Here is an 18,790-nt window from a genome sequence, read left to right on the forward strand (position 1 = left end):
ATGATCATTATGAAAAAATATATAAAACACCTATTGTTAATAGGAATGATTTGGGCGGGAACCAGCATGGTATCTTGTAAAAAATATTTAGACAGAGATCCTGAAGCAACTGTGACAGCAGAATCTGCCTTTAAAGACTTCCGTAGCTTTCAGGGTTTTACCGAAGAGCTCTATAACTGTATTCCAGATTTTACCAATCGTTATTGGACCAACAGTTTCAACTGGGGGGAAGATGAAATTCAGTCTACCGTACAAAATTTCCACTTTGTTAATAAAATTGATAATGGTGATTTTTGGGGCTGGCAAAGAGAGTTTGACGGATGGGGAGCAGGGTTTTTAGACAATGCCAATGCCAGTACAAATAACGATCGTTTTACCAAGGGTCTTTATCCGCTGGCCTGGTATGGTATTCGTAAAGCGAATTTAGGTCTGGAGAACCTAAACCTGATGGCAAATGCAACTGATGAAGAACGTAATCTGATCAGAGGTCAGCTACTGTTCTTTAGAGCCTGGTTCCATTTTCAGCTCATTCAATATTTCGGAGGATTGCCATACATTGATAAGGTATTACCAGCTGATGAAGAATTGAGATTGCCTAGGCTTAAATATCAGGAATGTGCAGCAAAGGCAGCACTGGATTTCAGAGCCGCCGCTGATCTTTTGCCAATCAATTGGGATAATACAACTGCCGGAATCCAAACCCTGGGTAAAAACCAGTTGCGCATTAATAAAATTATGGCGCTAGGTTATTTAGGTAAAAACTACCTGTGGGCTGCTAGTCCATTAATGAACTTAGAATCTACTGGTAGCAAAACATACAATACAGAGCTGAGTAAAAAGGCTGCGGCTGCATTTGCCGAGTTATTAAAACTAACAGAAAGTGGGGCTACTCCTTATAAGTTATTGCCTTTTGCACAATACAGCACTAATTTTTACACAACCGGTCAAAATTTCTTGATCCCGGGAGGTACTGAAGCGATATTTAGAGGTCCATACTGGGGGGCGCATGGGTCAACCTATGGCACTGCAAAACAATACACGCCAGCAATTGTAGGTGCCGATGCGCTGGTATTTGCGCCTACCGCAAATTATGTTAATTATTATGGAATGAAAAATGGCTTGCCCATTTCAAATTCTGCCCAGGCTGATCCTAGTGGCTCAGGATATGATCCGCAATTTCCATGGCGAGATCGCGATCCAAGGTTCTATAATGATATTATATACGATGGAGTTAAAGTGGTGCAGGGAACATTAGCTGCAAATATGGAACCACACAGGTATGCAAACCTGTATACAAGCGGAAGTTACAGAGATGAACGTTCTGGTAGCCGTACTGGGTATATGATGTTCAAATTTGTTCCCAGAACTGCCAATAACTTTGATCAGGGCTGGAATTATGGCCAGAATCTGAATATTAAGGTTTCATATATGCGTTTGGCCGATATCTATCTGATGTATGCAGAATCGGTTGCAGCAGGCTACGACTCCCCGGGTGCAACCGCAGAGGGATTTAGCAAAACTGCCGTTGATGCGATCAACGTAATTCGGGATCGTGCTGGTGTTGGGCATGTTGCCGCACAGTTTTTAGCATCTACAACAGAGTTTATGAAAGAAGTAAGACGCGAACGCGCTGTTGAACTTGCCTTTGAAGGACACCGGTTTAATGATCTTCGCCGCTGGCATTTGCTCGCCGAATTGCCTTATACCCTAAAAACAGCTGCAGAATTTGATCGTGCTGCCCCTTTAAACACTACAACCGATACCAAATTGAACAAGGTTGTAAACTATCGCGAGCGGTTAATATTACAACGCCCATTTAGTGAGAAGCATTATTGGCTGCCACTTAAGCGGGCAGATGTAAATATGTATAAGGAGTTTGCGCAAAACCCCGGATGGTAAGGTAGTTCATGATCACAAATAATTAAAGACAAGAATGATGAAATTTTTAAGAAATGCATTGGCGCTGTGTGTCTTTTTTACACTGTTTGTTGGTGTAATCAAAGGTCAGGACGCCGTTAAGATACCTATAAAAGCTGTGGTTCGAGATATTAATGGAAATCCGGTAAAAGGGGCATCCATAACTATTGAAGGAAGCGATGTGCTCACTATAGCAAATCAGGAAGGTGAATTCTCTTTATCCGTAAATGAGAACAGTACATTTTCAGTAAGTGCTAAAGGCTATAGAACCTCACTGGTAACCGCATTAGCCAACCTGAAGCAAGTAACTTTAACTAAAGAGGATAGGCTGATAAATGTGGGTTTTAAAAACGTCGCGGAAAGTAATCTTCCTGCAGGTGTTTCAAGTGTTAACCTGGCACAGCTCTTTGAGAAAAACTTTACCACTTATGGATTGGACGGGATGGAGGCTTTTGCTCCGGGCTTTAATGGCAACAACCTCTGGGGTATGAACACCTCGTTTATATTGGTTGATGGAGTTCCGAGGGATGTGAACAGTGTTACACCAAATGAAATTGAGGAGATCACTTTTCTCAAGAGCGCTTCGGCCGTTGCCCTATATGGTAGCCGCGGTGCAAAAGGAGTAATTTTGATCACCACAAAAAGGGGGACGCCAACTAAGCAAAAAATAAACGTTCGTTCCAATATTGGGTTAAATACGCCAAAAAGATATGCTCAATACCTGGGCTCTTCAGAGTACATGACCTTGTATAATGAGGCTTTATCTAATGATGGTTTGGCGGCAGCTTATACCCCGGAAACTATTTATAATCACTCTGGTGTTAACCCTTATCGTTATCCAAGTGTAGATTATTACTCTTCAGAATACCTTAAAAACAGTTTTTCACGCTATGATGGGGTGGCAGAAATTTCAGGAGGGAATGACCGTGCCCGTTATTACACCAATGTTGGGTTCTCATCTACAGGTTCGCTGCTTAATTTCGGTGAAGCAAAAGAAAATAATACGTCAGACCGCTTTAACATCCGTGGAAATGTTGATATGCAGCTTACCAGAGCATTAAAAGCACGGGTAGACGCAAGCGCTGTGTTTTCCAGCAGTGGCGGTGTAAATACCAACTACTGGAGTAGTGCTTCAACCCTGCGCCCTTATTTATTTACACCCTTAATCCCAATTAATTTATTGGAACAGAGCGACGAGGTGAGTAAAGCGATGATTAAAAACGCTACAATTATTGATGGGCAATACATCCTTGGTGGTACGCAATTAGATCAAACCAATCCATTTGCGGCCATTTATGCAGGTGGTAACAATAAATTTGTACAACGCCAATTTCAGTTTACCACAGGTATTGATGCTGATTTGAAAGGAATTTTGAATGGACTTACCTTTAGTACCACTATGGGCGTTGATTACCTGAACAGCTACAATCAGGGCTATCGAAACGGATATGCAACTTACCAACCCAATTGGACAACCTACTCTGGTACAACGCTAATCGGAAGTTTAACGCGCTGGGGGGAAGATACAAAAACCGGAGTTCAGAACATCGCAGATAGTTACTATAGACAAACCATTTCGTTATCTGGCCAATTTAACTACAATACTACGTTCCGTAATAACCATCATATCTCTGCGGTATTGCTGGCTGCGGCATATCGTCAGTCACAATCTGAAATCTACCAGCCAACAACAAATTCTAATTTAGGATTACAGTTAAATTATGATTTCAGCCGTAAATATTTTGCCGAAATTACCGGAGCAGTGGTACGCTCGCCAAAAATGCCACCAGGAAACAGGACTGCACTTTCTCCTGCAGCTTCTATTGGATGGCACCTTAGCGAAGAGCCGTTTTTGAAAAAAGTTTCATTCATTAACGACTTAACGCTAACTGCATCAGCAGGTGTTTTAAATACCGATCTTGATTTTGATGAGTATTTTGCCTATGAAAGTATTTATACAGCCACTGGCGGTAACTGGTATGGCTGGAACGATGGTACAGGCACACAGTCTACCGATTCGCGCCGTGGATCTAACCCAGATTTAACTTTCGCTAAAAGGAAAGAAGTCAGCATCGGGTTAAAAGGTGGAATGTTCAAAAACCAGCTTAATTTCGGAGCAAATGTTTTCAGGAATAACATCACCGGAATTATCGGTCAGATTAATGTGCTTTATCCAAACTATTTCACTACCGGATTTCCGAGTTCTTCTTTTGTTCCTTACAGTAATTATAATAGCGATCAGCGTACCGGTTTAGATTTTTACTTAAATTTCAACAAACATATTGGAGCTGTCGACTGGACATTAGGCGTTTCCGGAACATATTATACCACCAAGGCAACAAAACGTGCCGATATGTTAACTTACGAAAATAGCTATCAATACCGTGCCGGTAAACCGCTTGATGCCATCTGGGGATTAAAAAGTAATGGTTTTTATATGGATGCCAGTGAAGTGGCAGCTGCCGATGGAATTAGTAATGCTAAACCAGCATTTGGATCAGCTCTGGCTCCTGGTGATATCAAATATATTGATCAGAACGGCGACAAAATTATCGATGATAAGGATCAGGTATATCTTGGTCGTGGTGGATGGTTTGGTGCTCCCTTTACAGCAGGATTGAATTTAACTGCTAAATGGAAAAATCTTACCCTATTTGTTTTGGGTACAGGTCGTTTTGGCGGAAGTGCCATGAAAACCGATAACTATTTTTGGGTTAACGGAAGCGATAAGTATTCGGCAGTGGTGCGCGACAGATGGACACCTCAAACAAAAAATACGGCAACATTTCCGCGACTTACCACTTTAAATGGCGATAATAATTTCAGAGCGTCTGATTTCTGGTTGTACAGCACAGATCGGTTTGATTTATCTAAAGTTCAAATCTCCTATACAGTTTCCGATAAATTGTTCAAAAGTAAAGTGTTGAAAGAACTGGGACTATATGTGGCAGGATTTAATCTTTTAACAATTGCGAAGGAAAGAGAAATACTTGAGCTGAATTTAGGAGGTACCCCACAAACAAGGTTATATAACCTGGGCGTAAAGGCAATGTTTTAATTGAATATTAGATTAGAAAAGATGAACAGAATATTAATACGATTTGTAGTTGTCGTTGTGATGCTCTCGGGCTGTAAAAAGTTTACCGACCCCGCTCCACAAAATAACGGAGATTTTGAGAACATCTATACAGAACCCGCACTTGCCCATGGGCTATTGCTAAATGGTTACACAAGGCTTCCATCAAATGGCTGGTCTTTTAACGATGTAGCTACCGATGATGCGGTAAGTAATGATATCAATAATAATTTTAGAAAAATTGCCACCGGACAATGGTCGGCTGCAGTTAATCCATTAGATCAATGGACCAATGCAAGAGCTGGCATTCAGTACATTAACTTGTTTTTAGCAGAAACAGACAAGGTACTTTGGGATTCTAAAGACCCCGTGTTAAGTAGAATGTTTAACGACAGGCAAAAAGGCGAAGCATATGCCTTGAGAGCTTACCTGATGTCGTATATGCTGCAGGCACACGCCGGAAAAGTAGGCGGTAATTTATATGGTTTCCCTATTGTACTCGAGCCTGAAACTCCGGCTTCAGATTTTAACAAACCGAGGGCCACATTTGATGCCTGTATGAAACAGATTTATGGCGATTTGGATAAGGCAGAACAATTACTTCCTTTAGATTATGCTGATATCAATAGTACGAGTCAGATTCCGACAAAATATGCAGGAGTTAATGTAGAGACCTATAACCGTGTTTTCGGTAAGTTTTTTAACCAACGCATGACGGGTCGTATTTCTAAAGCCATTCGTGCCCGCGTAGCACTAATGGGCGCAAGTCCGGCTTTCAGCACTGGTAATTCTACCACATGGGCCGATGCCGCCACCTACGCAGCACAAGTACTTACACTTAATAACTGGTTAGCTAATTTAGATCCTAATGGTGTTACCTGGTACGATAACAAGGCCGAAATTGATGCATTGGCTTCAGGAGCTAGTCCGAGGGAAGTGCTTTGGCGTACAAATGTTGGATCAAATAGTGATTTAGAAGCGGCCAATTATCCGCCAACCTTATCAGGGCAGGGACGCATAAATCCAACTCAGAATCTGGTTAATGCTTTCCCGATGCAAAATGGTTATCCGATTGCCAATACGCCACAGAGCGGATATAACCCTGCCACTCCATTTACGGGTAGAGACCCACGTTTAGCAAAATTTATAGTGTACAACGGAAATACAATCGGGCCAACAAATAAAGTCATTAATACCACAACAGATGTAGCAACCAATGATGATGGACTGAATAGAAAAGAAGTTTCTACACGAACTGGTTATTACATGAAAAAACTGTTGAGGCAAGATGTCAGCCGTACACCAACCGTAAATAACCAGAAGCACTACAGGCCACATATCCGTTATACCGAAATATTCCTGATCTATGCAGAGGCAGCAAATGAAGCATGGGGCCCTATGGCAAATGGTGGCAATCCTTATTCTGCTTACGATATTATTAAAGCTATTCGTGCCAGGGCAGGCGTTGGAACTGCAAATGGCGATGCATATCTGGAATCGATTAAAGCAGACAAAGATGCCATGCGAACATTGATTAGGAACGAACGTAGGTTAGAACTGGCTTTTGAAGGGTTTCGTTTCTGGGATCTTCGCAGATGGAATGCAACATTAACCGAACCGGTTAAAGGGGTTAGTATCTCGCAAGGTATCTATCAGGAAATTAATGTAGAAGCAAGAAACTATCAGGAGTATATGAGATTTGGACCAATTCCTTACAGTGAAACGCTAAAGTATAATGCTTTGCAACAAAACACGGGATGGTAATATTCAATCGCTATAAAAAAATAACATCATGAAAAATAAAATATATATTTTACTTGCGCTCGTTTTAGCACTTAGCGCTTGCAAAAACGAAGAATGGGCATTTCCGGATAACGACGTACAATCTGTATATTTTGCCTACCAGGGGCCAATTCGAACTATTACCATGGGTGAAGATATTTTTGATACTTCACTTGATAACCAACATAGATTTCAGATTATAGGTACGGTTGGTGGAGTGTATTCAAATAAAGAAGATATTACCATTGGTATCAGTGTGGATAACGCGCTAACTCAAGGATTATCTTTTCCATCGCCCTACAGCGGTACTGTAAGGCCAATGCCTGCAAACTATTATACACTTGCAGCGAACAAAATTGTTATCCCGAAAGGAAGTTTGGTCGGTGGAGTAGATGTGCAGCTAACTGATGCTTTTTTCGCAGACCCATTGGCTGTTAATACCACTTATGTAATCCCTTTAACCATGACCAGTGCGGATCAGAACAAAACAATCTTGCCTGAAAAAAAATATACATTGTATGCCGTAAAATATATCAATACATGGCAGGGTTTCTATCTTCGGAGAGGAAAGGATGCGATTACCGGAAAAAACGGCAATACCTCACTTAATCAATCTGTAGTTCGCCACATGAAGTATGTGGAGAGTGATGAAATCAACAAATTAAATACACGTTCACTAACCCAGACAGAGTTTCCTGTTACTTTTAAAGTAGCAGGAGGAGCCAGCATCAGCCGGACCTTACTGCTTACTTTCGATAATGCAGGCAATTGTGCAATTTCAGCTGGCGACGCTAGTTTTACAGCAAGTGGCAGCGGGAAATTTGTTAAACGGGGAGAGAAAAACAGCTGGGGCAACCAGGATCGTGATGCGCTTTATCTAAACTATCAGATCGATTTGAATGATAGAACGGTGAGCAGCCTGGATACCTTGGTTATGCGCGATCGTGGTGTGAAAGCCGAAACATTTACGCCGGTCAAGTAATTAATATTTAATCAAACAATTGAGAAAATGAAACGATTATACAAAATAGCATTTTGTCTGGCGGGGATAATATTGCTTGCTTCCTGCCACAAATATGAAGCACTCGATTTCCAGGTGGCTAAACCGACAAGCTTTGCGACCCAGGAGACGATCGATGCCTATCAGCCATTAAAAACCTATATTGATAGAACGGCAAATCCTAAATTTAAATTAGGCGCCGGAACCGGCCTGCAATCCTACCTCTCTAAAGGTGTAATTTATAGATTGACCAATAGTAATTTTGATGAAATTACACTAGGTTACGAAATGAAACATGGTGCCGTTGTACAGGCCGACGGAAGTTTGGCCTTAACTAACGTGAAAAACCTACTGGAAACAGCATCTAAAGCTGGTATCACAGTTTTTGGCCATACACTTGCCTGGCACGCCAATCAAAATGCAACCTATTTAAAAGGACTTATTGCCCCGGTGGTAACTGCATCAAGTAGTGGTCCTACCTGGGACCTGGTCATTGGAGCCGATTTTGAAACTGAAAACGCTTCAGTTTATCAATCCAATACCAATGCCGTAGCCTCTTTTACTGCGGCTGGCGGAGGCTTTAACGGTACAGGACGGGCTTTGAAAATTAGTAACTCGACAGTGCGGGCCAATGATTATGATGCACAATTATTTCTTAAGTTTCCGGCGGTAGCAGTCGGAGAGAAATATGAACTGAAAATGAATGTACGCTCTGATGTAGCGGCATCTTACCCTACACAGGCTCATACTACGCCTGGTGCCTACAAATTCTATGATTTTTTTGGCGCAATTTCTTCAACACCAACCTGGACAACCTATACCAAAGAAATTACCGTTACCACAGACATTGCAGCAAGTGGTGCTTTGGCTTTTAATCTGGGTAAAACCGCGACAAATTTTTATTTTGATAATATCACGCTTAAAAAATACAATGCCCTTGGCGGCACTACAATTGTAGAAAAAACTGCAGAGCAGAAAAAGGCCATTTTAACCACTGCATTAGAGACCTGGATTAAAGGTATAGTTACCGCTTCAAAAGATTATGTTAAAGCCTGGGATGTGGTAAACGAGCCGATGGACGATACAAAGCCAACTGAGCTTAAAACTGCTGCGGGCAGAACTTCCATTGCGGCTGATGAATTCTTTTGGCAGGATTACCTGGGTAAGGATTATGCGCTAAAGGCATTTCAATTGGCCAGGCAGTATGGTAACGCAAATGATATCCATTTTATAAATGATTATAATCTCGAATATAGCATCGAAAAATGCAAAGGATTACTTGATTACATAAAATATTTAGAAGGCAAAGGCGCAAAAATAGATGGTATTGGTACGCAAATGCACATTGTAGCTACTTCTGATAAAGCTAAGATTGAAGAAATGTTCAAATTATTGGCCGCAACTGGCAAACTCATCAAAATATCAGAATTGGATATGGGTTTTACGGGAAATGTAAAAACGGCACAGGCAACTGCTGAGCAATATGCCGCTCAATCAGAGATGTATAAATATGTAATCAAGAAATATTTTGAGCTTATTCCAGCCGCTCAGCGATATGGAATTACCATCTGGTCGCCTCAGGATAGTCCAGCCAGCTCAAGTTGGAGAGCAGGGGAGCCAATTGGCTTGTGGACAGAAGGTTTTGTACGAAAACCGGCCTATGTCGGCACAGCCGAAGGCTTGAAGAATAAATAAAAAATTACGTTCTTAAAGCCAGAAACTTCGGTTAACGTTGTTTCTGGCTTTTTTATTGGAAAATTAGGCCATCACTCCCGTTACCATAAATTATCCCCTCATTTTTCCCTTGCATTTTTAATACTCCTGATTTAAAAAAAAAACAATATAGTAATGCAATCGATTGTTTTTTTCAAAAGTAAGTGATATATTCGGTTGGAAATTATTCAGGTATTGCTTTACATGAGTATCACTTCTAAAATAAGGTAACCAAATATTAATGCTTTGATGATGTATTGCTGTAGTAAACCAAACGGAGGTGTGTAAGCACCCATATTTTGTCGGAAATTTATATTGCTATATTTCGCAGAGTTCATAAGTGTGATCGTAAAACTTATCTTCCGCTTTAGCATACCCACGTCAATTAAGCAGTCCTGCACAAATACAATCACAATCCAGATCGCTAAAGCGTGAATCTATTATTATGATGTTAAAACGAGTATTGATTACAGGTGCAATGTCAATTTTAGTGATATTGTTATTGAGCTCCACTATTGCAAGGGGACAAAATAATCCCAATTTCATTACCCTTAATACTAAAAACGGTCTTTCTTCAAATACTGTAAATACGATACTTCAAGATCATAATGGCCTTGTGTGGTTTGGCACCAGCGATGGACTAAATAAGTTCGATGGTACCAATTTTACTGTTTATACCACCAAAAGCGGCGATAGCTCAAGCATTCCGTCTAACAATATCTCAGCACTTTTAGAAGATCGGAGGGGAAGGCTTTGGGTGGGTACAAACGGGGGTGGCCTGGCCTATTACGATGCTAAGCAAAATACATTTAAATCATTTGTTGGGGAGGGAATCCCGAATCGTAACACCCCCTTCAATGTATTAACACTTTACGAAGATAAAAGCGGAAATATATGGGTAGGCACCTTTGGTGGATACCGGGTAATCAATTCGAAAACGTTAAAGGTAAAAAACGTCGGAATAAATGCCTTAATGGGCAATGGCTCCAGTGTGCTTTCTTTTCTTCAGGCTAACGATAACAAGCTATGGATCGGCACCAATGTTGGGCTTTTGGCGCTCAATTTAACCAGCGGTGCCACCGAGAAATTTATCCATCACCCCAATGACCCTTCAAGCCTCACTGATAATTTCATCAGAACTATTGTGAAGGATGAAAAGGGGCGGATATTTTTTTGTACCAATAATGGCCTCAATATGTTGCTTGATGATGAAAAGCATTTCAAATCCTTTTTGCAATCGGGTGATATGCTATTTTCTGACGACATTATTTATGCTGCCAGATTAGAAAAAGGAGGTAAATTGTGGCTAGGAACCGAAGACGGGGTAACTATTTTCAATACCGCCACTGAGGTTTTTTCAAATATTCGTCCCAACAAACGCGAATCCTTTGGCCTTAGCCATAAGTCGGTTAGAAGCATTTGTATGGCTGATAATGGCATTATCTGGCTGGGTACCTATCAAGGTGGCGTTAATAAGTTCGATCCAAATTTAGCACTGTTTAACCTAAAGCATAGCAGCCCGTTTGATCCCAAAGGACTTTCATCACCCATTGTTACCTCCTTTGCCGAATTCTCAAAACGAAAAATATTTGTAGGTACGGATGGGGGAGGGTTACACTTTTTCGATCGTGATCAAGGTGTGTTCGAGCATATTGACATGAAGAGCAAAATTGATTTTTCCAGAAATCCATTGGCTATACTTACATTAATGCTTGATTCGAGGGGCACGCTTTGGGTAGGAACGTATCAACATGGCTTATTTGCCTATAATTCCAAAACCAAAACCTACAAACAATACCTGGCAGGGCCATCGTCAACTGATCTTAGCCAGAATGAAATTTTCGCTATTAAAGAAGATAGTAAGGGTTTAATATGGATTGGTACAAACGGAACTGGTGTTAATGTATTTGATTATAAGACGAATTCATTTACGCAATATGGCACTCAATCCCTGCCACCTATGCTGCTCCCTAGCAATGGTTTTATACGGGCCATTGTAGAAGATCATTATGGCGATATGTGGATATCATCCAGCGGAACCGGAATAGCTGTTTTTCAGCGTAGTAACGGGAAATATAAAGTATATCGAAAAGCAAATAGCGGACTTTCCAACGATGTGGTGTTAAGTTTGTTATGCGATAGTAAAGGAAATATCTGGGCAGGAACTGATGGTGCCGGGCTCGATCTTTTCAATCGCCGTACTGGGAAATTTACCAATTTTAACGAAACAAACGGATTGTCTAATGCTATCGTTTACAAGATATTAGAGGGTAAAGACGGATTAATTTGGCTCAGCACCGATAATGGCATCAGTTGTCTTAATCCTGAAACAAAAAAAATAAAAAACTTCGGGCATCCCAATGGCGTGCAAGACAGTCCTTTCATATTGGGTTCCGGAATCAGCACTTCAGATGGTGAGCTTTATTTTGGCGGGCAAGACGGTTTCAATTATTTTAATCCGCTCCAATTGCCTACCAATACTGTGGTTCCAAACGTGCTGCTTACCGAACTAAAGGTTTCTAATACCGTTGTGCTCCCTGGCGAAAAGTCACCTATTCAGGAGCAAATAGGTTTCGCAAAAAACATTAAATTAAGTTATGGACAAAATTTTTCAATTAGTTATGTAGCACTTAATTACACAGCGCCGCAGCAAAACCACTATTCCTATCGCCTGGTTGGTCTGGACGAGGGTTGGAACGAGGTTGGTAAAGAGAAGACCGCATATTACACGAATTTGGATCCCGGAGATTATGTTTTTCAAGTAAGGGCAAGTAACAACGATGGCGTTTGGAGTAGTAAAATCACATCAATTTCTGTTCACATACAGCCACCCATATGGAGGACAACTTACGCTTATATTTTTTATGTAGTTTTAACGGGTACGATTCTATTTGCCATTCGCCGAAGAGGAATTCAGCGCATCAAAAAACAGCTCGCCATAGAGCAAGCTCAAATAAATGCAGAAGAACGAATACTGCAGCAACGAAAAGATGCTGAACGTGCACATGCGTTGGATACACAAAAGATCAAATTCCTTACTAATCTAAGTCATGAGTTTAGAACACCAATTTCGTTGATTTTAGCACCTGTTGACAAGTTGCTTGCCGTTAAACAAGAGTCTTCAGTAGCCGGTCAGGTAAAGATGATCCGTAGAAATGCCCGAAGACTGTTAAATCTGGTCAATCAACTGCTCGATTTTAGAAAGATGGAAGAACAGGAACTGAAATTAAACCTGAATGAGGCCGATCTCATTACTTTTATCAGTGAAGCCGCAGAATCATTCCAGGATCTTTCCGAACGCAAGAAAATTTCACTTCGCATTAACAGCGATATCAAAAGCCTGAAAACGCAATTTGATCAGGATAAAATGGAAAGAATTATATTCAACCTGCTTTCTAACGCATTTAAATTCACAAAAGAAGGTGGTGAAGTATGCCTTAGCATGTTCATCAGGGCCACTGTCGATCAGGTAAAACCTGTATTTTGCATTGCAGTTTCAGATACCGGGATAGGTATTGCACATCAAAGTAAAGACAGGGTATTTGATCGTTTTTTTATGGATAACAATGAAACCGCTATTTTAAATCAGGGAAGTGGAATTGGATTATCGATTGTAAAAGAGTTTGTAGAACTGCACGGCGGACATATTACTGTAGAAAGCGAACCTGGAAAAGGCACTACATTTTTGGTTTCGCTGCCGGTTGACGTGGTGAAAGAAGATCATAATCAAGAAACTGACCTTGCAGTTGACAGTCTGACAGAAGAAGAAACGGATGAAGCTTTTGGAGAATCGGTAACTGCCGAGAGTAAGATGGCTACGATCCTGCTGGTAGAAGATAATGAGGAATTTAGATTTTACCTGAAAGATAGCTTACAGCCTTTTTATCAGATTATAGAGGCGGCAAACGGAAAAGAGGGCTGGCAAAAAACACTTTCCGGACACCCTCAGTTGGTGGTTACTGATGTTAGCATGCCCGAAATGAATGGCATTGAGCTTAGTCAGAAAATAAAAGCAGATAAAAGAACAAGCCATATTCCGGTTATTTTGCTTACCGCGATTAGCGGAGAGGAAGACCAGATTAAAGGCTTAAAGTCGGGCGCCAATGATTACCTTACCAAACCTTTTAATTTCGACATTCTTCATGCAAAGATTGACAATTTATTGTTGTTTAACCGCTCCGTTAAAAATGCATATTCTAAACAAGTGCAGGTACAGGCTAAAGAAATCGAAATTGAGTCAGGCGAAGTTAAATTGTTGAATAAAATTGTTCAATACATTGATGAAAAACTTAATAATCCGGAACTTTCGGTAGAGGAACTGAGCAGGCATGTGGGAATGAGCAGGGGTTCTCTTTATCATAAGCTGCTTGAAATTACAGGGTTAACACCAATTGAATACATCAGATCTGTAAAACTGGAAAGGGCCGTGGAGTTGCTGGAGAAAAGTGATTATAACGTTGCACAAATTGCATACATGGCCGGTTTTGGTACACCAAGCTATTTTTCTAAGCTTTTTAAAGCCCAGTTTAATATGCTTCCATCCGAATATATTAATGCAAAACGAAAAGATAAACGTGAGAAGGTTTAAAAATCATATAATTATTTTTTCTATCCAAAAACAAGCATCAGAAATTTTCTTTAAAAAAATGGCTTATGCAGGTAAGGTAATAGATATTAGTTTGATTAAAAACATTCGTCACACACATTTGAACAAAGCCGTCCATTGATCTGTATATTTTTGAATAGCTTTGAATACCGAATATAAACGCAGTGCAAATTGAAATGCTGACTAACCTGTATGAAGAATCTTAAATTATTTACATTATCGCTCTTTTTTGTGCTAATTGCTACAGTTAGTGTTGATGCGCAAAAAGCTACAAATCCGATCATTTTTGCCGATGTACCCGATCTTTCGATGATCAGAGTGGGCAAAGTGTATTATATGAGCAGCACCACGATGCACATGAATCCAGGTGTACCGATCATGAAATCAACCGATTTGATAAACTGGAAAATTGTAAGTTACGCTTACGATACCCTCGGAAATGCGGATGAATTAACCTTATCTAATGGAAAGTGGGATTACGGGCGGGGATCCTGGGCAAGTAGTCTTCGTTTTCATAAAGGCATTTATTATGTAAGCACTTTTTCTGGTACTACCGGTAAAACGTACATCTACAGTACAAAAGATATCGAAAAAGGCCCATGGAAGCTAACATCGTTTAAACCTTCACTGCACGACCATTCCCTGTTTTTTGAGGATGATGGAAAACCTTATATGGTATACGGGACTGGAAAAATTACCCTGGTGGAGTTAAAGGAAGATTTATCTGGAATAAAACCCAATACGCAACCTGTAACGATCATCGAAAACGCAAGCCTTCCGGCAGGTACGGGTGCCGGATTACCAGCGGAGGGTTCCCAACTGTTTAAAATTAATGGAAAATATTATCTTTTTAACATCACCTGGCCACGAAACGGGATGCGTACGGTTGTTGTACACCGTTCCGACAAACTTACAGGGCCATATGAAGGGCAGGTAGCGCTTAAAGATCAGGGCGTTGCACAAGGCGGTTTAATTAATACACCAGAGGGGAAATGGTTTTCTTATCTTTTCAGAGATTTTGGATCCGTTGGACGCATTCCGTATTTGGTTCCGGTTAGCTGGCAAGATGGGTGGCCGGTACTGGGCATAAACGGTAAAGTTCCGGAAACACTGGAACTTCCGGTTAGCAAAGGCTTAATTCCTGGTATTGTAGCATCAGATGAATTTAACCGCAAAAAGGGCGACCCCTTGCTTCCGCTGGTATGGCAATGGAACCACAATCCAGACCCGGCATTTTGGTCGTTAACTAAACGCCCGGGATTTTTACGGATTACCACTTCAAGATTGGACACTAATATTCTTTTGGCCCGCAATACATTAACCCAGCGCACCATCGGACCGGTATCAAGCGGAACCACTTTAATTGATATCTCCGGTATGAAGGCCGGAGACCAGGCCGGACTGATGCTGCTTCAGCGCAAATTTGGTTGGGTTGGTGTAAAACACACAGGATCAAAGAAAACGGTTATTGCCGTAAGTGCCCAAAATGGTACTGTAACCGGTGAAGACGTTCCGGCCGGACAGCAAACCATTTATCTTAAAGCAAGATGTGATTTTAAGAACCGAACAGATAAAGGTTATTTTTCTTACAGCTTCGATGGCAAAACCTGGAAATCTATAGGGGAGCCGCTGCAAATGTCGTATACGCTTCCCCATTTTATAGGGTATCGTTTTGGATTGTTTAATTACGCAACCGAAAATGCTGGTGGATATGTTGACTTTGATTATTTTAGAATTGAAGCAAAATAATATTTACCATTAAATATAGAGCCTGTTTAAGAATTAAATAAAATTATTTCGCATGTCAGTCTGAGCAATAATTTATTGTATAAAAATCAATATGAATGGACAGATGGATAAAGAAAGTGAATGGTCTCGAAGTATCGTTTCGACCGCAGTGGAGAAATCCTTTAAATTAGATTTCAATAACTTATTACAAAGATCTCTCCACTTCGCGTTGCTCCGGTCGAGATGACGACCATTCTATGGGAGTCTGTCAATGGTAGCGCAGTCGAAGGCCATTTTTTATAGTTAAGAGAAGCACCTCGACTTCGCTCAGTATGACAAATTAGGAGAATTAATGTAATTGAATAAAATTTAAACAGGCTCATAACATCTAATCTTAAATCTTATTTATTTCTGAACATCGTATTGAGTGGTTTGGCCGCCACTATCACAATCGTTTAATCCATTAGTGGTAATTTTCTTTATCATTTTAATGCAATTATGTTGCAAATGAAGCGTTAATTCTTTTAGTGCAACTAAATTGCTTTTATATTTGTGCACTTAATTTATTTTAATGAAACAACGGAGTTCCAAAATCAACCTCGACAGGATAGGCATTACAGCCTCAACACTTTGTGCCATACATTGCGCTGCATTGCCATTTTTAATTACTGTTTTACCGATGTGGGGAATGGGTTTCCTGGCCAATGAGGAGGTTGAAATAACCATGATTGCCATTTCATTGCTTGTTGGTATCTGGAGTTTAAGTTCGGCATACCGCAAACAACATCGCCGTATGATGCCAATTTTGGTACTTATTACCGGCTTTGCATGTATTGCATTGGGGCATTTTTCGGGCATTGAACCATTGGAACCAATCTTGATCCCTATTGGCGGCCTTATCATTGCTGCTGCACATTATATTAATTTACGAATGCTTAAATCCTGCCCATTGGGTCATCAATAGTCAATTATGTCAACGAATTACAAAATATTATTTATCACAGCGTTATCGTTTATAGCCATGTTAAATCCGGCCTGTAAACATGGTACAAACGATGGAATAGAACTTTACAGGCGTTATGCCATCAAAAATCTGGTTATTAAAAAAGTACAAACAGCAGCACATCATGATTGAGGTAAACGCTTTGGCACATGTTTATGATAAGGGGAGACGCTTAAAATTTCCATTTTGGGAAATTGCCGATATGGAACAATGGCTTCTGCTGGGCGCATCAGGCAGTGGTAAAAGTACACTTCTTAATATTATTTCCGGTCTTTTAAAGCCAAGCCAGGGTGGAGTTTTAATTAACGGAACCGATTTGTATACTTTGCCTGCACGGGAACAGGATAGATTTAGGGGAAGGCATATTGGGATCGTTTTTCAAAGGCCACATCTTATTCGTTCTCTTAATGTGCTCGATAACCTGGAACTTGCTGCGGTAATGGCTGGTTTGTCAATAGATCGTGAACGAAACCTTTCGCTTTTAACTGATCTGGGTATCGCCGAGCTAGATAAAAATTATCCTGATGAATTAAGTCAGGGACAGTTGCAAAGGGTTTCGGTGGCACGTGCATTGGTAAACAGACCCGATCTGTTGATTGCAGATGAACCTACCTCTAGCTTAGATGATGAAAATGCCAGTCAGGTAATTCAGATGCTGACTGCCCAGGCTAAAGATAACGGTGCTGCACTGATTATTGCCACACATGACAGGAGGGTTCAAGACCACATTACTAAAACTTATCTACTCTAATGAATATTTTTAAAATCAGTAGCAAGAACCTCATCAGGAATAAACTCACAACAGTTTTAAATATCATTTTAGTTGCCTTTGGTGTGGGCATCCTGTCAATTCTCTTTTTGGCTTCTACACAGATTAATAATAAGCTGGAAAAAAATGCTAAGGATATAGATCTGGTTGTAGGAGCAAAAGGAAGTCCATTACAATTGATACTAAGCAGTGTTTACCATATTGATTATCCAACGGGAAATATCCCAGCCAAAGATGCCTACAAATTGATGCACAACCCGATGGTTAAAAGGGCCGTTCCATTGGCGTTGGGCGATAATTATAATGGTTACCGGATTGTTGGTACTGATAGTACTTTCTCCAATCTTTATGGTTTATCTATCCAAAAAGGCAGTTTTTGGCAAAAAGATTTAGAAGTAACCCTGGGGAGCACTGTTGCGATAACATCGGGACTTAAAATTGGCGATTCCTTTTTCGGTGCACATGGTTTAACCGGTAACGGAGATATTCATAAACAACACGCTTACCAGGTAAAGGGGATCTTAAAACCACAGGGGAATATAACCGATAATCTGATCCTCACCAATATTGGCAGTGTGTATAAAATGCATGAAGAGAAGCATGCTGAAGGCCATAGCCACTCCGCTGCAGAAGAAGCCAAAGAAATTAATGATAAGCAGATTACTGCCTTGCTGATTCAGTATAAATCGCCAATGTCGGTTATCCTTTTTCCGCGGATGGTTAACCAGAGTACAAACATGCAGGCCGCCTCTCCGGCGATGGAAAGTGCAAGGCTGTTTTCGCTCATTGGCGTTGGAATAGATACCCTGCAATGGTTTGCCATATTTATTATGGGAATCGCAGCGCTGAGTATTTTTATCAGCCTTTATAACGCGATGAAAGAACGGAAATACGATCTGGCTATTATGCGTTGCCTGGGCGCATCAAAATCGAAACTATTTTTCCTGGTTATGTTTGAAGGCGTTTTGGTAACTTTTATCGGTGCCTGTTTGGGATTACTGATCGGGCATGCTGCCCTCGAGTTAATCGGGAGCTACCAGGAATCTTCGCAGGCAAAATTAACGGGGCTTACTGCAGTTCCGCAAGAGATGTATTTAATCCTAATTGGGCTGGTTATAGGTGCTTTTGCTTCGCTTATTCCTGCTATGCAGATTTACAAAGTTGATATTGCTCAAACTTTAACCAAAGACAGGTAA

12 protein-coding genes are annotated in these 18,790 nt (G+C 40.7%); 11 read left to right on the forward strand and 1 reads right to left on the reverse strand.

Going from position 1 to position 18,790, the window contains the following annotated elements:
* The first annotated feature begins 9 nt into the window (after positions 1-9).
* The 7 genes from IM793_RS03680 to IM793_RS03710 all read left to right on the forward strand — a co-directional run bounded on the left by IM793_RS03680 (position 10) and on the right by IM793_RS03710 (position 15,843).
* Positions 10-1,899: a RagB/SusD family nutrient uptake outer membrane protein gene (locus IM793_RS03680; RefSeq protein ID WP_193419790.1), complete on the forward strand. Its 1,890-nt coding sequence runs from the start codon at positions 10-12 to the stop codon at positions 1,897-1,899.
* Positions 1,900-1,933: 34 nt separating this feature from the next.
* Entirely contained in the window at positions 1,934-4,975 is a 3,042-nt protein-coding gene (locus tag IM793_RS03685; protein WP_227256130.1) for a SusC/RagA family TonB-linked outer membrane protein, read from the forward strand.
* 21 nt (positions 4,976-4,996) lie between these two features.
* Positions 4,997-6,757, forward strand: a complete 1,761-nt coding sequence (locus IM793_RS03690) for a RagB/SusD family nutrient uptake outer membrane protein (RefSeq protein ID WP_193419791.1) — start codon at positions 4,997-4,999, stop codon at positions 6,755-6,757.
* A gap of 28 nt (positions 6,758-6,785) precedes the next feature.
* Positions 6,786-7,757 (forward strand): DUF5627 domain-containing protein, encoded by a 972-nt coding sequence (locus IM793_RS03695; protein ID WP_193419792.1) that lies wholly within the window; start codon positions 6,786-6,788, stop codon positions 7,755-7,757.
* A gap of 27 nt (positions 7,758-7,784) precedes the next feature.
* Positions 7,785-9,470 (forward strand): endo-1,4-beta-xylanase, encoded by a 1,686-nt coding sequence (locus IM793_RS03700; protein ID WP_193419793.1) that lies wholly within the window; start codon positions 7,785-7,787, stop codon positions 9,468-9,470.
* A gap of 463 nt (positions 9,471-9,933) precedes the next feature.
* Positions 9,934-14,076, forward strand: a complete 4,143-nt coding sequence (locus tag IM793_RS03705) for a hybrid sensor histidine kinase/response regulator transcription factor (protein WP_193419794.1) — start codon at positions 9,934-9,936, stop codon at positions 14,074-14,076.
* 210 nt (positions 14,077-14,286) lie between these two features.
* A complete protein-coding gene (locus IM793_RS03710) occupies positions 14,287-15,843 on the forward strand; it encodes a glycoside hydrolase 43 family protein (protein WP_193419795.1) in 1,557 nt (518 codons plus the stop codon).
* A 384-nt stretch (positions 15,844-16,227) separates the two neighbouring features.
* Here the strand turns inward: IM793_RS03710 and IM793_RS03715 are convergent, their stop codons facing one another.
* Positions 16,228-16,380, reverse strand: coding sequence for a hypothetical protein (locus IM793_RS03715; protein ID WP_193419796.1), 153 nt, complete (start codon positions 16,378-16,380; stop codon positions 16,228-16,230).
* A gap of 13 nt (positions 16,381-16,393) precedes the next feature.
* On the opposite strand from IM793_RS03715, the gene IM793_RS03720 reads away from it, so the two are divergent.
* Genes IM793_RS03720 through IM793_RS03735 form a run of 4 tightly spaced genes read left to right on the forward strand, consistent with a single transcriptional unit; the run spans position 16,394 to position 18,790 of the window.
* Positions 16,394-16,786: a MerC domain-containing protein gene (locus tag IM793_RS03720; protein ID WP_193419797.1), complete on the forward strand. Its 393-nt coding sequence runs from the start codon at positions 16,394-16,396 to the stop codon at positions 16,784-16,786.
* Between the two features lie 6 nt (positions 16,787-16,792).
* A complete protein-coding gene (locus IM793_RS03725; RefSeq protein WP_193419798.1) occupies positions 16,793-16,957 on the forward strand; it encodes a hypothetical protein in 165 nt (54 codons plus the stop codon).
* The gene (locus tag IM793_RS03730; protein ID WP_193419799.1) at positions 16,950-17,576 is read left to right on the forward strand and encodes an ABC transporter ATP-binding protein; all 627 of its coding nucleotides are present in this window, start codon (positions 16,950-16,952) and stop codon (positions 17,574-17,576) included. Before IM793_RS03725 ends, IM793_RS03730 begins: the two co-directional genes overlap by 8 nt.
* The gene (locus tag IM793_RS03735; protein WP_193419800.1) at positions 17,576-18,790 is read left to right on the forward strand and encodes an FtsX-like permease family protein; all 1,215 of its coding nucleotides are present in this window, start codon (positions 17,576-17,578) and stop codon (positions 18,788-18,790) included. The genes IM793_RS03730 and IM793_RS03735 overlap by 1 nt, the downstream gene beginning before the upstream one ends.

The sequence above is a fragment of the Pedobacter sp. MR2016-19 genome (assembly GCF_014947265.1).
In the GTDB taxonomy this organism is placed as follows: Bacteria; Bacteroidota; Bacteroidia; order Sphingobacteriales; family Sphingobacteriaceae; genus Pedobacter.

Excerpts from the sequence above, each read along its gene's own strand:
- IM793_RS03685 (WP_227256130.1), top strand. The coding sequence starts at position 1,934 with ATGATGAAATTTTTAAGAAATGCATTGGCGCTGTGTGTCTTTTTTACA.
- IM793_RS03710 (WP_193419795.1), top strand. The coding sequence starts at position 14,287 with ATGAAGAATCTTAAATTATTTACATTATCGCTCTTTTTTGTGCTAATT.
- IM793_RS03730 (WP_193419799.1), top strand. The coding sequence starts at position 16,950 with ATGATTGAGGTAAACGCTTTGGCACATGTTTATGATAAGGGGAGACGC.
- IM793_RS03735 (WP_193419800.1), top strand. The coding sequence starts at position 17,576 with ATGAATATTTTTAAAATCAGTAGCAAGAACCTCATCAGGAATAAACTC.
- IM793_RS03720 (WP_193419797.1), top strand. The coding sequence starts at position 16,394 with ATGAAACAACGGAGTTCCAAAATCAACCTCGACAGGATAGGCATTACA.
- IM793_RS03705 (WP_193419794.1), top strand. The coding sequence starts at position 9,934 with ATGATGTTAAAACGAGTATTGATTACAGGTGCAATGTCAATTTTAGTG.
- IM793_RS03695 (WP_193419792.1), top strand. The coding sequence starts at position 6,786 with ATGAAAAATAAAATATATATTTTACTTGCGCTCGTTTTAGCACTTAGC.
- IM793_RS03725 (WP_193419798.1), top strand. The coding sequence starts at position 16,793 with ATGTCAACGAATTACAAAATATTATTTATCACAGCGTTATCGTTTATA.
- IM793_RS03700 (WP_193419793.1), top strand. The coding sequence starts at position 7,785 with ATGAAACGATTATACAAAATAGCATTTTGTCTGGCGGGGATAATATTG.
- IM793_RS03680 (WP_193419790.1), top strand. The coding sequence starts at position 10 with ATGAAAAAATATATAAAACACCTATTGTTAATAGGAATGATTTGGGCG.
- IM793_RS03690 (WP_193419791.1), top strand. The coding sequence starts at position 4,997 with ATGAACAGAATATTAATACGATTTGTAGTTGTCGTTGTGATGCTCTCG.